At 38.0% G+C, this 14,816-nt stretch carries 16 protein-coding genes; all 16 read left to right on the plus strand.

From position 1 onward, the window contains the following. The 16 genes from flhA to frr all read left to right on the plus strand — a co-directional run bounded on the left by flhA (position 1) and on the right by frr (position 14,654). Positions 1–2,034 (plus strand): flagellar biosynthesis protein FlhA, encoded by a 2,034-nt coding sequence (flhA, locus tag ACQQ2I_RS05085; protein ID WP_431029486.1) that lies wholly within the window; start codon positions 1–3, stop codon positions 2,032–2,034. After that, positions 2,031–3,191, plus strand: coding sequence for a flagellar biosynthesis protein FlhF (flhF, locus tag ACQQ2I_RS05090; protein WP_431029487.1), 1,161 nt, complete (start codon positions 2,031–2,033; stop codon positions 3,189–3,191). Before flhA ends, flhF begins: the two co-directional genes overlap by 4 nt. Continuing rightward, positions 3,188–4,060: a MinD/ParA family protein gene (locus ACQQ2I_RS05095; protein WP_431029488.1), complete on the plus strand. Its 873-nt coding sequence runs from the start codon at positions 3,188–3,190 to the stop codon at positions 4,058–4,060. Before flhF ends, ACQQ2I_RS05095 begins: the two co-directional genes overlap by 4 nt. After that, on the plus strand, positions 4,061–5,215 hold the full coding sequence (locus tag ACQQ2I_RS05100) for a protein-glutamate methylesterase/protein-glutamine glutaminase (RefSeq protein ID WP_431029489.1): 1,155 nt from the start codon (positions 4,061–4,063) through the stop codon (positions 5,213–5,215). Positions 5,216–5,229: 14 nt separating this feature from the next. Next, positions 5,230–7,293, plus strand: a complete 2,064-nt coding sequence (locus ACQQ2I_RS05105) for a chemotaxis protein CheW (protein ID WP_431029490.1) — start codon at positions 5,230–5,232, stop codon at positions 7,291–7,293. A gap of 26 nt (positions 7,294–7,319) precedes the next feature. Then, on the plus strand, positions 7,320–7,766 hold the full coding sequence (locus tag ACQQ2I_RS05110) for a chemotaxis protein CheW (protein WP_391366442.1): 447 nt from the start codon (positions 7,320–7,322) through the stop codon (positions 7,764–7,766). A gap of 74 nt (positions 7,767–7,840) precedes the next feature. Beyond that, entirely contained in the window at positions 7,841–8,473 is a 633-nt protein-coding gene (locus ACQQ2I_RS05115) for a chemotaxis protein CheC (RefSeq protein WP_391366444.1), read from the plus strand. Between the two features lie 2 nt (positions 8,474–8,475). Then, positions 8,476–8,973 carry a chemotaxis protein CheD gene (locus ACQQ2I_RS05120; RefSeq protein WP_431029491.1) on the plus strand — a complete coding sequence of 166 codons (498 nt, stop codon included), beginning with the start codon at positions 8,476–8,478 and terminating at the stop codon, positions 8,971–8,973. Then, on the plus strand, positions 8,970–9,347 hold the full coding sequence (locus ACQQ2I_RS05125) for a hypothetical protein (RefSeq protein ID WP_431029492.1): 378 nt from the start codon (positions 8,970–8,972) through the stop codon (positions 9,345–9,347). The genes ACQQ2I_RS05120 and ACQQ2I_RS05125 overlap by 4 nt, the downstream gene beginning before the upstream one ends. Positions 9,348–9,583: 236 nt before the next feature. Then, positions 9,584–10,354 (plus strand): FliA/WhiG family RNA polymerase sigma factor, encoded by a 771-nt coding sequence (locus ACQQ2I_RS05130; RefSeq protein ID WP_431029493.1) that lies wholly within the window; start codon positions 9,584–9,586, stop codon positions 10,352–10,354. An 11-nt stretch (positions 10,355–10,365) separates the two neighbouring features. After that, a complete protein-coding gene (locus ACQQ2I_RS05135; protein WP_431029494.1) occupies positions 10,366–10,674 on the plus strand; it encodes an RNA polymerase subunit sigma in 309 nt (102 codons plus the stop codon). A gap of 8 nt (positions 10,675–10,682) precedes the next feature. Beyond that, entirely contained in the window at positions 10,683–11,318 is a 636-nt protein-coding gene (locus ACQQ2I_RS05140; protein ID WP_431029495.1) for a hypothetical protein, read from the plus strand. Between the two features lie 182 nt (positions 11,319–11,500). Next, complete coding sequence (gene rpsB, locus ACQQ2I_RS05145) at positions 11,501–12,226, plus strand: 30S ribosomal protein S2 (protein WP_391366453.1); 726 nt, start codon at positions 11,501–11,503, stop codon at positions 12,224–12,226. Positions 12,227–12,348: 122 nt separating this feature from the next. Further along, entirely contained in the window at positions 12,349–13,230 is an 882-nt protein-coding gene (tsf, locus tag ACQQ2I_RS05150; protein WP_431029496.1) for a translation elongation factor Ts, read from the plus strand. 141 nt (positions 13,231–13,371) lie between these two features. After that, on the plus strand, positions 13,372–14,097 hold the full coding sequence (gene pyrH / locus ACQQ2I_RS05155) for a UMP kinase (RefSeq protein WP_431029497.1): 726 nt from the start codon (positions 13,372–13,374) through the stop codon (positions 14,095–14,097). Beyond that, positions 14,097–14,654 (plus strand): ribosome recycling factor, encoded by a 558-nt coding sequence (gene frr, locus ACQQ2I_RS05160; protein ID WP_431029498.1) that lies wholly within the window; start codon positions 14,097–14,099, stop codon positions 14,652–14,654. The genes pyrH and frr overlap by 1 nt, the downstream gene beginning before the upstream one ends. Positions 14,655–14,816 lie beyond the last annotated feature (162 nt).

Below are 14,816 nucleotides of genomic sequence, written 5' to 3' on the forward strand. Positions count from 1 at the left end.
ATGCAAGTTCGCGATTTAGGGGTTTTAGGTGCGGTTATTTTAATCGTAGCGATGCTCATCATCCCTCTACCAACGTGGCTACTAAGTTTCTTAATTATTATTAATATTACATTAGCATTATTAGTGCTATTAACATCAATGAATATGAAAGAAGCATTAGACTTCTCGATTTTCCCAACCGTGATATTACTGTTGACATTGTTCCGGCTTGCTTTATCCGTTTCGACGACACGTGCGATTTTAGCACAAGGAGACGCGGGAGATGTAGTACATACATTTGGTAATTTCGTGACGGGCGGTAATGTTTTAGTCGGTCTTGTAATCTTCTTATTATTAGTCATTATCCAGTTTATCGTTATTACAAAAGGTTCTGAGCGTGTCGCTGAAGTTGCAGCACGTTTCACATTAGATGCGATGCCTGGTAAGCAAATGAGTATTGATGCTGATTTAAATGCCGGTATGATTTCCGAAAAAGAAGCGCGTGAACGCCGTGATAAAGTTGCGGGGGAGGCTGACTTTTATGGTGCCATGGACGGTGCGACGAAATTCGTAAAAGGGGATGCCATTGCATCTATTATTATGGTATTTATCAACTTACTTGTTGGTATGATTATTGGTATTGCTCAAATGGAGATGAGTTTTGGCGATGCAGCAAACCACTTTTCGATATTAACAGTTGGTGACGGTCTCGTATCGCAAATTCCGGCGCTGTTAATTTCCACTGCTACAGGTATTGTTGTAACACGTGCAGCTTCGGATGGAAACTTAGGTGTGGACATTACGAATCAATTATTTGCGCAGTCAAAGCTGCTTTATGTAGCAGCTGCAACAATTTTATTATTAGGCGTGTTTACACCGATTCCTGCTTGGATTACATTACCAATCGCCGGAGCACTTGCGATTGGTGCATTCTTAATGAACCGCGAGAAAGAAGAAGATCCGGAAGAAATATTGGAAATGGAACAAGAGGTTGCAGCCGATACAATGAAAAGCCCTGAAAATGTTGTGAATTTATTAAGTGTTGACCCGATTGAATTTGAATTTGGTTACGGTCTGATTCCATTAGTAGATGCAGCTCAGGGCGGTGACTTACTTGACCGCGTTGTAATGATTCGTCGACAACTTGCGCTAGAATTAGGGATTGTTATTCCTGTTGTGCGTATTCGCGACAATATTCAACTACAGCCGAATGAATATCGTATTAAAATTAAAGGAAATGAAATGGCAAGAGGCGAATTATTACTTGACCACTATTTAGCAATGAGCCCTGGCGACGATAATTCTATTGATGGGATTGATACGATTGAGCCTTCATTTGGGTTGCCGGCAAAGTGGATTACAGAGCAAGTAAAAGAAGATGCTGAAATGTTTGGATATACGGTAGTAGATCCACCAAGTGTTGTTTCGACACATTTAACAGAGATGATTCGTGGAAACGCGTATGAATTGTTAGGTCGACAAGAAACGAAACAGCTCATCGATCATTTACGTGAAACACATGCTATTTTAGTGGACGAATTAACACCTACACCGCTGTCAATTGGTGAAATTCAAAAAGTGCTAGCAAAATTACTGCGTGAAAATGTATCGATTCGAAATTTACCAATTATTTTTGAAACGCTTGCAGACTATGCAAAGCTAACGAGCGATACAGATATTTTGACAGAATATGTGCGTCAAGCATTAGCACGTCAAATTACGTCGCAGTTTGTCGGTGCACAACCTGCGTTAAAAGTCATTACAGTGTCTGGCAAGGTCGAGAAAATGGTCGCAGATAGTATTCAACAAACGGATCATGGCAATTATTTAGCAATGGATCCGCAAGAATCTCAATTCGTTTTAGAAGCCATTGCAAAAGAAGTAGAGCGTGTGTCCTTTATGGAGCAATCACCATTAATTTTATGTTCACCAGGTGTAAGAATGTATTTGAGACAACTGACAGAACGTTATTTCCCGCAAGTTCCAATTTTATCGTACAATGAGTTAGATGCAGCCGTTGAAATTCAAAGTGTCGGGGTGGTAAACGTAGAATGAAAATGAAAAAATACAATGCGCCTTCTATTGCTGAGGCAATGAAACTTATTCGTGCTGATTTAGGAGAAGACGCAGTCATTTTAAATTCAAAAGTAGTTGTCACAAAGAAGTTTTTAGGCTTAGTGAAGAAAAGAAGTTTTGAAGTAGTAGCAGGTGTAGATCGAGTGGACAAAAAACCACTCGTTCCCCCGCTACCTGAGCTTCCTCCAATTTCAGCTACAGTTCAACAAGAAGAGGTTATACGAGTAGCTTCGAATGAACAACGAAAAGATGAGTCATCCGTTAATGAGGAGTTAAAGAAAGAAATTGCAGATTTAAAGTCCATTATGCAATCTGTACAACGACAATCGATTCAATCTCAATACCCAGATGAACTCTTACCTTTCATTGATTATTTGAAAAGTCAAGAGCTAAGCAAAGAGCTCATCACAGCTATCAGTGATGAGCTCTTTAAGCATTTTAAGAATAGCGATCATAAAATTCCTTTTAATGAAATGCGAGAGTTTGCAGAGAATTACTTACGTCAACAGCTGTTACATGTTGAAATTGGTGGGTTAACATATGAAAAGAAATATATTAATGTGCTAGGACCGACTGGTGTAGGGAAAACAACGACAATCGCAAAAATGGCTGCTCGGTCCGTATTAGAAAAAAAGAAAAAGATTGGTTTTATTACAACTGATACATATCGTATCGCTGCTATTGAGCAATTAAAAATATATGCGGGTTTATTACAGGCACCAGTGGAAATTGTATATAGCCATGAAGATTATCAAAATGCAATCAAAAAATTGGATTATCTTGATTTAATCTTTATTGATACAGCTGGGCGAAATTATAAAGAAGCAAAATATGTGAACGATTTACAAACCTTAATTGATTTTAGTAATCAATCAGAGTCCTTTTTAGTCGTTTCCTTAACGGCTAAAGAGCGTGATGTTGAAGCTATTGTGGAGCAGTTTGAACAAATACCAATTAATAAATTTATTTTTACAAAGCTGGATGAAACAAATTCTATTGGCACTATGTTCAATTTAATGATTAAATATAAAAAGGGACTTGCTTACTATACGAATGGTCAAGAAGTACCGGAAGATATTGAGCAACCAGACCTAGAAAAATTATTTGAACTGTTCTTTCAAGGAGAATTTGAATGAGGGATCAAGCTGAAAAATTAAGATTGAAAATGCTTGAAAGTGAAGGTGCTTTAGGGAGATCCATCGCGGTTGTAAGTGGTAAAGGTGGCGTAGGAAAAAGTAATTTTTCCATGAACTTCGCCACATTACTTGCAAAAGAAGGAAAAAAAGTAGTCATTGTAGATATGGATATCGGTATGGGGAATATTCACATTTTAATTGGAAAAAGTGTACAATTGAATTTGAAGGACTACCTTGAAGGTGATGTATCGATTGAAAAAGTGCTATTTGAAGGACCAAATAATCTACAGTATATTTCAGGCGGTTCAGGAATGGCCTCTATATTAGAATGGTCGGAAGATATGTTTAACCGATTAGTTGAAGCCTTTGAGCACCTTCAAAAATCTTTTGATTATATTTTATTTGATATGGGCGCAGGTGCTACGAGTTGGTCAATTGATTTATTAACATCAATTGATGAAATTATTGTCATTTCAACTGCTGAACCAACAGCGATTATGGATGCCTATTCTATGATGAAATATATTCATATAAAAGATAGTCAAAAGCAATTTTATATTTTATGTAACCGATCTTTTACACGAGAAGAAGGGCTAGATACGTTGAATCGCTTGTCTGGTGCAATGCAAAAGTTTCTTTCAAAAGAAGTAACGGCTCTTGGGTCTTTACCAGAGGATCCAGTCGTTCGAAAAGCAGTAAGAGAGCAAATTCCTTTTACTCTGGCTTATCCAGATGCACCGATTTCAAAAACAATGAAATTGATTGTTAGTAAATTTATTCATCATCGTGTTGAAGAGGTACATGGACAACCAGAATCGAACAATTTTTTATCAAAGCTAAAAAGCATATTTTCGAAAGGACGTGATTAATTGGACTTCTCAAACAAAAGCAAGCTATTAGTTGTTGATGACTCTGCTTTTATGAGAAAGCTAATTAGCGACTTTTTTGTCGGAAATCCGAAAGTAGAAGTTGTCGGGACAGCTCGTAATGGGAAAGATGCTATAAAAAAAATTCAACAATTACAGCCAAATGTCGTAACAATGGATGTTGAAATGCCTGAGATGAATGGTCTAGATGCATTAAAAGAAATTATGACAATTTGTCCCGTCCCAGTTGTTATGCTTTCTAGTACAACAGACCGCGGAACAGAAAATACATTAATTGCTATGGAAAATGGTGCTGTTGATTTCGTTGCCAAACCAAGTGGTACAATATCTCTTGATTTACATAAAATCCAAGTCGATTTGGTGCGCAAAGTAGAGCAAGCAGCACAAGTATCAATGGCTAATTTAAAAAAAGCAATTGGTACAAAGCGCATAGAAAAAGTGAAAACACAAGAAACGATGCAAACTCCAGTGTCAATGGGAACAAAGAAGCCGCTATTTAGTAAACAATCCAAATTACCTAAAATGGTTACTTGGCCGGCGAAGCTAGAGTGGAGTAAAACATCGAAAAAAGTAGTGCTAATTGGTACATCAACGGGTGGTCCTCGTGCGCTACAAGAAGTCATTACAAAAATTCCAGCCAATATTCAAGCACCTATTTTGATTGTTCAGCATATGCCTGCGGGCTTTACAAAGTCGTTAGCGAATCGACTAGATCAACTAAGCCAAATTAAAGTAAAAGAGGCTGAACAAGGAGATATTCTGCAAAATGGGGTAGCCTATATTGCACCTGGAGGCTATCACCTAAAAATACGTAAAGTAGGGATGGCATTTGGTATCGTTCTTGATCAAACAGAGCCACCACGCTCTGGTCATCGCCCATCTGTAGACGTGATGTTTGAAGATGTAAGTAAATATAGCGATTTTGATAAGATCGCTGTCATTATGACTGGTATGGGGCATGATGGTTCAAAAGGCTTAGTAGCATTAAAGCAAACTGGTAACGTCATCGCTATTGCAGAGTCAGCTGATACATGTATCGTATATGGCATGCCAAAAGCTGCGGTGGAAACGCAGCTCGTAGATGAAATAGTCGATGTTGATGATATTGCACAAAGTATTATGAAATATATGCTTTAAAGGGGTGTCCTCTGATGGAAGTAAACCAATATTTAGAGATGTTTATAGATGAAAGTAAAGAACATTTACAAGCTTGTAGTGAACATTTACTAGAACTTGAAAAAAATCCAGAAGATTTGGCTATTGTAGGTGAAATTTTCCGTTCTGCTCACACGTTAAAAGGTATGTCTGCAACAATGGGCTTTGAAGATTTAGCAGATTTAACACATAAGATGGAAAATGTCCTAGACGCAATTCGTAATGAAAAAATCAAAGTCACGCCAGAAATTTTAGACGTTGTATTTGAATCTGTCGATCACCTGGAAGAAATGGTACAAGACATTGCTAACGGTGGAGACGGAAAGCGTGATGTTCAAGCAACGGTAGAAATGTTAAAACGGATTGAATCAGGTGAACAGCCAAATGAAGTAGCCGCGATTTCTACAGCTTTAAATGAACAAGCAGCAACAACAAGTACAGCGCAGTTAAATTTAACATACGATGATTTTGAAAAAACCATTTTACAACAATCAGTAGAGCAAGGATTTAATACGTATGAAATTGCAGTGTCATTACGAGAAGATTGTTTATTAAAAGCAGCACGTGTGTTTATGGTGTTTGAGATTTTAGAGAAAAATGGTGATGTCATTAAATCTTCGCCAACAGTAGACAAATTAGAAGAAGAACAGTTTGATAGCATGTTCTATGTTTCTTATATTACAAAAGAAGCATCGGAAGATTTACAAAAGAAACTACTTAAAGTGTCAGAAGTAGAAACGGTAGAAGTAACGTCAATTGACAGGTCTCTATTTAAAGAAGTAAAGGGCGAGGAAATTTCTCAAGAACAAGTTCAGGAAGTGGCTGCGACAGAAGCAGTAACACAACCAGTAGAAACAAAATCGACTGAGAAAAAGTCAGCTGCGACGAATAATAAATCACATACACCAGCGACAAGTAAAACGATTCGTGTCAACATTGAACGTTTAGACGTATTAATGAATCTATTTGAAGAGTTAGTCATTGATCGCGGACGTTTATTATCCATTGCTTCAGAGGTCAATCACGGTGAGTTAAGCGAAACGGTAGAACGTATGAGCCGTACGATGGGCGATTTACAAAATATCATTCTTACAATGCGTATGGTTCCCGTAGAAACAGTATTCAATCGTTTCCCGAAAATGGTGCGTCAATTATCACGTGATTTAAACAAGAAGATTAATCTTGAAATTATTGGTGCTGAAACAGAACTAGACCGTACTGTAATTGATGAGATTGGTGATCCACTTGTTCATTTAATTCGTAACTCACTTGATCATGGCATTGAAAGTCCAGAAGTACGTCGCCAAAAAGGAAAACCAGAAGAAGGAACTGTACAGCTTCGAGCATACCATAGTGGAAACTATGTGTTTATTGAAATTGAAGACGATGGCGCAGGAATTAACCGTGAAAAAGTATTGGCAAAAGCAATTTCAAAGGGCGTTGTGTCACCAGAAGTAGCAAGCTCTTTATCGGACAAGCAAATCAATGAGTTAATTTTAGCATCAGGCTTCTCAACAGCAGATGTCATTTCTGATGTATCAGGTCGCGGTGTAGGGCTAGATGTTGTAAAAACAACAATTGAATCTTTAGGTGGGAATATTTCAATTGAATCTACACCGAATATAGGGTCTGTATTCTCGGTGCAGCTACCGTTAACATTATCGATTATTTCAGTCATGTTAGTTGAAATTGAAAAAGAAATTTATGCAATTCCGCTATCATCTATTATTGAAACATCGATTATCCGTAACTCGGACATTTTAAATGCGCATAATCAAAAGGTTATAGATTTCCGCGGGAAAGTAGTACCTTTAGTGTTCTTAGAAGAAGTATTCGAAGTACCGCGTAAAGAGTCACAAGAGGATGAGTTCCATTCGGTAGTCATCGTGCGTAAAGGTGAGAAATTAGCTGGTTTAGTCGTAGATTCATTCATCGGTCAACAAGAAATTGTACTGAAATCATTAGGAAACTACTTAACAAATATCTTTGCGATTTCAGGTGCAACAATTTTAGGTAATGGTAAAGTAGCGTTAATCGTAGACTGTAATGCGCTAATGTAAATAGGATGAATAAAGAGGTGTAAAATATGACAAATGCTGTTGAGCAAGCTTACATTAAAGTAATTGTCTTTCAATTAGCAGATAAAGAATACGCAATTCCTGTATCGTATGTGCGTGGTATTGAAAAATTAATGCATATTACACGCGTCCCAAAAACACCACGTTATGTTAAAGGCGTAATTAATCTTCGTGGGGTTGTTACACCGATTATTGATTTGCGTGAACGTTTTGGGTTACTGGCTTCTGAAAATGAAGAAAACGTACGTATCATTATTATTCAACTAGAAGATATGGAAGTTGGCTTTGTAGTAGATTCTGCTAATGACGTGTTAGATATTCAATCTTCTACAATTGAGCAACAACCAGAAGTAGTCGGTTCTTCAGAAGAAGAATTTATTTCAGGTGTTGCAAAGTTAGATAAGCGATTATTAATTTTACTGCACTTAGATAAAGTACTAAACCCATTATCATAAATAATCAACATTCTAAGGATGCTCATGTCTAGTTGGCGTGGGCATCTGTAGAATGGACTAAAGTAGGGATGTATATGAACTTTGATCAAAAAATTACTTCATTACATTTAGATGTGTTAAAAGAAATAGGTAATATCGGTGCAGCTCATGCGGCAACGGCTTTATCAGATTTATTAAATAAAAAGATTGATATGCACGTACCAAAAGTTGAAATGGTGTCGTTTAGCGATATGATGGAGCTCGTAGGCGGTTCTGAAAATGTCATCGTGGGCATTTTTCTTCGTATTGAAGGTGATGTGGAAGGCAGTATGTTTTTTGTGTTACCAATCGAACAAGCAAATCGTTTTATTCGTGGGCTGATTCACGATGAGACATTTGATTTTGCTAATCCGCCTGTACCAGAGCTAGGGTTATCGGCAATGCAAGAGATGGGAAATATTTTATCAGGCTCGTATTTATCTGCATTATCAGATTTCACGGGATTGAAAATATATCCAACTGTACCAGGTTTAAGTGTTGATATGTTTGGTGCTATTATTAGCATCGGGTTAATTGAGCTATCCCATGTAAGTGACCACGTCATTGTCATTAATACGTCTATTATTGATGACGAATTGCAAGACAACGAATCTGTGCGAGGACATTTCTTCCTGTTGCCAAATCCCGATTCATTTCAGGCTATTTTTAAAGCACTTGGAGTGGCGTAACTATGTTAAATACAGGCCAGGTTATTAAAGTAGGAATTGCTCAAATGGATGTAGTAAAAACGCCTGATACCATTCGCACATCAGGATTAGGCTCGTGTGTAGGGGTTGTTTTGTATGATGAATCCAAAAAAATTGCAGGTTTAATTCATATCATGTTGCCGGATTCGAGTTTAGGTCGTTCAGATGCAATAAATATAGCGAAATTTGCCGATACAGGGATTGTTGCTCTCATTGATTTATTAAAAGCTGAAGGTGTGCAACCGTTTAGGTTAAAAGCCAAAATTGCAGGTGGTGCACAGATGTTTCAATTCACATCGCATAAAGACTCAATGCGGATTGGACCGCGTAATGTGGAAGCAGTGAAAGAACAGCTACGGAAAAATAGCATTCCGTTAATAGCAGAAGACACAGGTGGGAATAGTGGACGAACGATTGAGTTTAACCCGGTAACATGTAAGTTGAATATTCGCACAGTGAATCAAGGAGTGAGTGAAATATGATGTACGGCTCCATTTTATACAATTGCTGGGCGGCATTATTAGGTTTTACTGTGTATTTTTTCATTGCACTACAGGAGCCATATGCACTACCAGTAAGTATACTGATTAGTTCCTCCATTGCCGCATTGATTGTGTTTGTCTGTACTTTTCTCGTTCGACTGTTTTTAGGATATGTGTTATTTACACCGCAAGAGGTAGCGCTACAGGTAGTGATGGAAGTGGATGCACAACAAAACATGACGGAAGACGTTCAAGTACCTTTAAGAGAACAACCGTCAACTGTTGAATTTGAAGAAGACAATACAGAAGAAATTGCAAAAGTTGTACGTACAATGATGCATAAAGATGAACAATCAATGCCAGGGCATGTATAAACCATTGATACATTAGTAAAAGAGTCGAGAGATCGGCTCTTTTTTAGTTACTAGAGGATAGTAATCCGTCAATATACACATAGTTTTCACATGAAATTGTGTCTTTATATTGTCAAAAAAAAGATTTTTTTGAGCTAATGGGACTAGATTTAGTGCTTAGGAAGCGTGTGTAAAATAACGCCAAATTTGATATAATGCTTAGTAGAAGCTTTGTTTTTGTAGAGAGGTGGATACGAATGACGCAACCAAGTAATGATGAACAAAAACTTTGGAATAGCTGGATTAACAATCGAGATCCACAAGCAGGAGACTTACTCATAAAAAAGTACAAGCCTCTTGTTTCCTACCATGTACAGCGTATCGGTGCAGGATTACCGAAAAATGTATCACGGGATGATTTAGTAAGCCTCGGCATGATGGGGTTATTTGATGCATTAAATAAATTTGATATAAATCGAGATTTAAAGTTTGATACATACGCCTCTTTCCGTGTGCGCGGCGCCATTATTGACGGGCTACGAAAAGAAGATTGGCTACCACGGTCTGCACGGGAAAAGGCAAAAAAGTTAGAGGTGCAAACAGAATATTTAGAGCAAAAGCTTATGCGTCATGCAACACCTGAAGAGCTGGCGGAACATATGAGTTTGTCGGTACAAGAAGTATATCAAATCGTCCAGGAGCATTTCTTCTCCAATGTATTATCGATTCATGAGCAACAGCAAGATAATGAGGAACTGGAAGGAAAAGCGTTTGTCATTCGGGATGATCATACGAGAACGCCGGAACAAGAAGTAATCCGTGCAGAGTTGTTAGCAGATTTAGCGGCAAATATTCAACACTTAAATGAAAAAGAAAAGCTTGTATTAAGCCTTTTTTATACGGAGGAAATGACATTAACAGAAATCGGTGAAATGCTCAATTTGTCGACCTCACGTATTTCTCAAATCCATTCGAAAGCACTATTTAAATTGCGTAAGCTTTTATCTTCTGAAATGATGAATGTATAGGAGGGATAGGCATGAGTTTAAAAGGTGTAGAATTACAAATTGCGATTCCAAAAACATTTGATGCAGGGAAAATGGCAGAGCAACATCAACAAAACACCATTAACCAACAAATAAATGCAAACGAAGCACTAAAAAAAGAGCTTGAACGTAAGCAAATGGCGGTTAATGATACAGAGAATACAGATGCGGTTACAGATGAGGAAGAGCGTCAAGGAGACGCGGAAAATCCATCTATGTTAGCAAAAAAGAAAAAGAAAGTGCCAGAAGCACCTAAAGCGCAACACCCATTTAAGGGGAATTTTATAGATTTTAGTGGATAGGAGACACTATGGTTTCAATCATCTTAATTGTATTATTTATTGGTCAGCTTCTTAGCTTTTTCTTCATCGTGCTATTAAACAGCAAGTTGGCGAAATTTAAAGATTTAGAAGCGCGACAAGAGAAAATCATTCGTGAAATGGATGATGCAATCGGTGTGTACTTAATGGAAATGAAAGAAGAAAATGATCGTCTCATTCAGGAATTGAAGGCGGTAAAACAGGGACATACTGTAAAAGGTGACATCGAGCATATCGCGCAACAACCTCAAGAAAAAATGAAGCACATACAGGAAGACGTAGAGGTAGCACCGCCTTTATTGACACCAGATGAAACAAGTGAACAAGTAAGCGAGCAAAAAGTACAGACGACACAACTAAAACAGGTGATTCCTCTTCCTTTTGCTACAAATGCTTATAATAAACAAAAAAAACAACTACATAGTGAAGTAGTATCCTTTATGGCAGAGACCATTCAACAGCAGGGTGTAACACCAACAGTCGATCAAGCCCCATTTGCTCATGTAACCTCCCTTGAGCAACAAATCGTTGAGATGTATGTAGCAGGGAAATCGATTGAAGAAATTGCAAAAGAAACACAAAAAGGAAAAACGGAGATTGAGCTATTAATTAAATTTCATGCATAGCGCCTGTTAAAAACTATATGTAAAATAGTTGCACTTGACAGGGGTATATGATATATTATCTAACGGTGTTAACATTACACACGCATTTCGATGTAGTAAGTGGTGCTCATGTGCGCATGGGTTGCTTGTTATAGATGAAAAATGCGGAGGAAAAAAACCAAACATACTAGGAGGAAACACTCATGTCAGTAATTTCAATGAAACAATTACTTGAAGCTGGTGTACATTTCGGTCACCAAACTCGCCGTTGGAACCCAAAAATGAAGAAATATATCTTCGTTGAGCGTAACGGTATCTACATTATCGATTTACAAAAAACAGTTAAGAAATTAGAAGAAGCTTACGACTTCATGCGCCAAGTTGGCCAAGATGGTGGTAAAGTTCTTTTCGTTGGTACGAAAAAACAAGCTCAAGAAGCTATTAAAGAAGAAGCAGAACGTTCAGGTAACTACTACATCAACCAACGTTGGTTAGGTGGTACTTTAACAAACTTCGGTACAATTCAAAAACGTGTTGCACGTATGAAACAAATCGAAAAAATGGAAGAAGACGGCACTTTTGCAGTTCTTCCTAAAAAAGAAGTTATTCAACTTAAAAAAGAGCACGAGCGCTTAGTGAAATTCTTAGGTGGTATTCGTGACATGGCTGGTATTCCAGACGTAATGTTCGTAGTTGACCCACGCAAAGAGCGTATCGCTGTTGCTGAAGCTCGTAAATTAAACATCCCAATCGTTGGTATTGTTGATACAAACTGCGATCCAGATGAAATCGATTACGTAATCCCAGCAAACGATGATGCTATCCGCGCTGTTAAATTATTAACTGCGAAAATGGCTGATGCATTATTAGAAGCTAAACAAGGTGAATCAGACGCTCCAGCTGTAGAAGAAGTAGTAGCAGCTGAGTAATTTTACCCGTACACAAATGGTGATAAGTGGATGATCCCTCTTATCACCTTTTTTTAAGGTGTGAGATTTAGAGCACAATGCTCCTAAATATATGATTTTCAAAACTCAAGGAGGAAACTCAAATGGCAATTACTGCACAATTAGTAAAAGAACTACGCGAAAAAACTGGCGCAGGTATGATGGACTGTAAGAAAGCGTTAGTACAAACTGAGGGTAACTTAGAAGCTGCTATCGATTTCTTACGTGAAAAAGGCTTAGCTGCTGCTGGTAAAAAAGCGGATCGTGTCGCTGCTGAAGGTACAACTTACATTTTAGAACAAGGTAACGAAGCAATTATTTTAGAAGTAAACGCTGAAACGGACTTCGTTGCGAAAAACGACAAATTCCAAGTTTTAGTTGCTTCTTTAGCTGAGCAATTATTAGCTGCTAAACCAGAATCTGTAGAAGCTGCTTTAGAATTAGAAAAAGACGGCGTAAAAATCGCTGACCAAATTTCTACAGCTATCGCGACAATCGGTGAAAAAATCACGCTTCGTCGTTTTGAAATCAAAACAAAAACGGATGCGGATGCTTTCGGTGCTTACTTACACATGGGCGGTAGAATCGGCGTATTAGTTCAATTAAACGGTACTACAGATGCAGATGCTGCGAAAGACGTTGCAATGCACATCGCTGCAATCAACCCAACTTACGTATCTCGTGACGAAGTGTCTGCTGAAGAAGTAGAGCGCGAGCGTAAAGTATTAACTGAGCAAGCTTTAAATGAAGGCAAGCCAGAAAACATCGTTGCGAAAATGGTTGAAGGTCGTCTTGGTAAATATTTCGAAGATGTTTGTTTACTTGACCAAACTTTCGTTAAAAACTCAGACCAAAAAGTACGTGACTTCGTAAAATCTACTGGTGGTACAGTAGATGGCTTCACTCGTTACGCAGTAGGTGAAGGTATCGAGAAACGTGAAGATAACTTCGCAGAAGAAGTAATGAGCCAAGTTAAAGGTAACTAATTTAAATACTGTACACACATCTGTGTGTTTACGAGTAGGGAACACATCTTTCGTGTTCCCTATTTTTCAAGCAAATAAAAGAAAAATACAATGAAATAGTCAGCTATTTCCTTTTAAATTAATGAGTAACGGAGGTTTACTATGAGTGTGGCACAATACAAACGAGTAGTAATTAAACTAAGTGGCGAAGCATTAGCTGGGGACGCAGGTTTTGGTTTATCGCCTGACATTATTAAATCTGTTGCTGAAGAAGTAAAAGAAGTTGTAGAGCTAGGCGTGGAAGTTGCTGTTGTTGTAGGCGGCGGTAATATTTGGCGCGGTAAAGTTGGTAGCGAAATGGGGATGGAACGTGCCTCAGCTGACTATATGGGAATGCTTGCAACGGTTATGAACTCTTTAGCACTACAAGATGCGCTAGAAAAATTAGACATCGAAACACGTGTACAATCATCAATTGTGATGACACAAGTGGCAGAGCCGTATATTCGTCGCAAAGCGGTACGTCATCTGGAGAAACAGCGTGTTGTCATTTTTGCCGCGGGAACAGGTAACCCATTCTTCTCAACAGATACAACGGCTGCATTACGCGCTGCAGAAATTAATGCAGATGCAATTTTAATGGCAAAAAATAATGTAGACGGTGTATACTCAGCAGATCCAAAAGTAGATACTTCTGCAGTGAAGTACGACACACTCACTTATTTAGACGTTATTCAACAAGGGTTGCAAGTAATGGATTCAACTGCTTCCACTTTATGTATGGACAATGATATTCCATTAGTTGTCTTCTCAATTATGGAAAAAGGTAATATTAAACGCGCAGTGATGGGCGAAAAAATTGGAACTGTTGTTAGGAGGAATTCGTAATGGCGAAACAAGTTTTAGATCAAGCAAAAGAAAGAATGACGAAATCGCTTGCTGCTTTCAGTCGTGAATTAGCATCTATTCGTGCTGGTCGTGCAAATGCTGCCCTTTTAGACCGTATTACAGTTGATTATTACGGTGCACCAACACCTATTAACCAACTTGCAGGGGTATCTATACCTGAAGCACGTCTACTAGTAATTACACCGTATGATAAATCTATTTTAGGCGAAATCGAAAAAGCGATTATGAAATCAGATATTGGTATTACACCAACAAATGATGGAAATGTGATTCGTTTAATGATTCCAGCTTTAACGGAAGAACGTCGTAAAGAACTTGTTAAAGTAGTGAAAAAAGAAGCTGAAGAAGCGAAAGTGGCTGTTCGTAACGTACGTCGTGATGCCAACGATGATTTAAAGAAACTAGAGAAAACTAGTGAAATCACAGAGGACGAGTTACGTAGCTACGGTGAAGACGTACAAAAGCTAACAGACGACTTCATTGCAAAAGTGGACGACGCAGCAAAAGAAAAAGAGCAAGAAATTTTATCAATTTAAAATATTGAATTGAAAGCGAACTAAATGTGGATTAAGACGTCCTAAACTCAGGACGTCTTTTCTATCTTTTACGCAAAAAATATGAAGTTGAAACATATACATAAAAAGACCAGGTTTTATTTTTAAGAAAAAAAGACATGCATAGCCGTTTTTGATATGATA

This window comes from Lysinibacillus sp. LZ02 (assembly GCF_050613145.1).
In the GTDB taxonomy this organism is placed as follows: Bacteria; Bacillota; Bacilli; order Bacillales_A; family Planococcaceae; genus Lysinibacillus_B.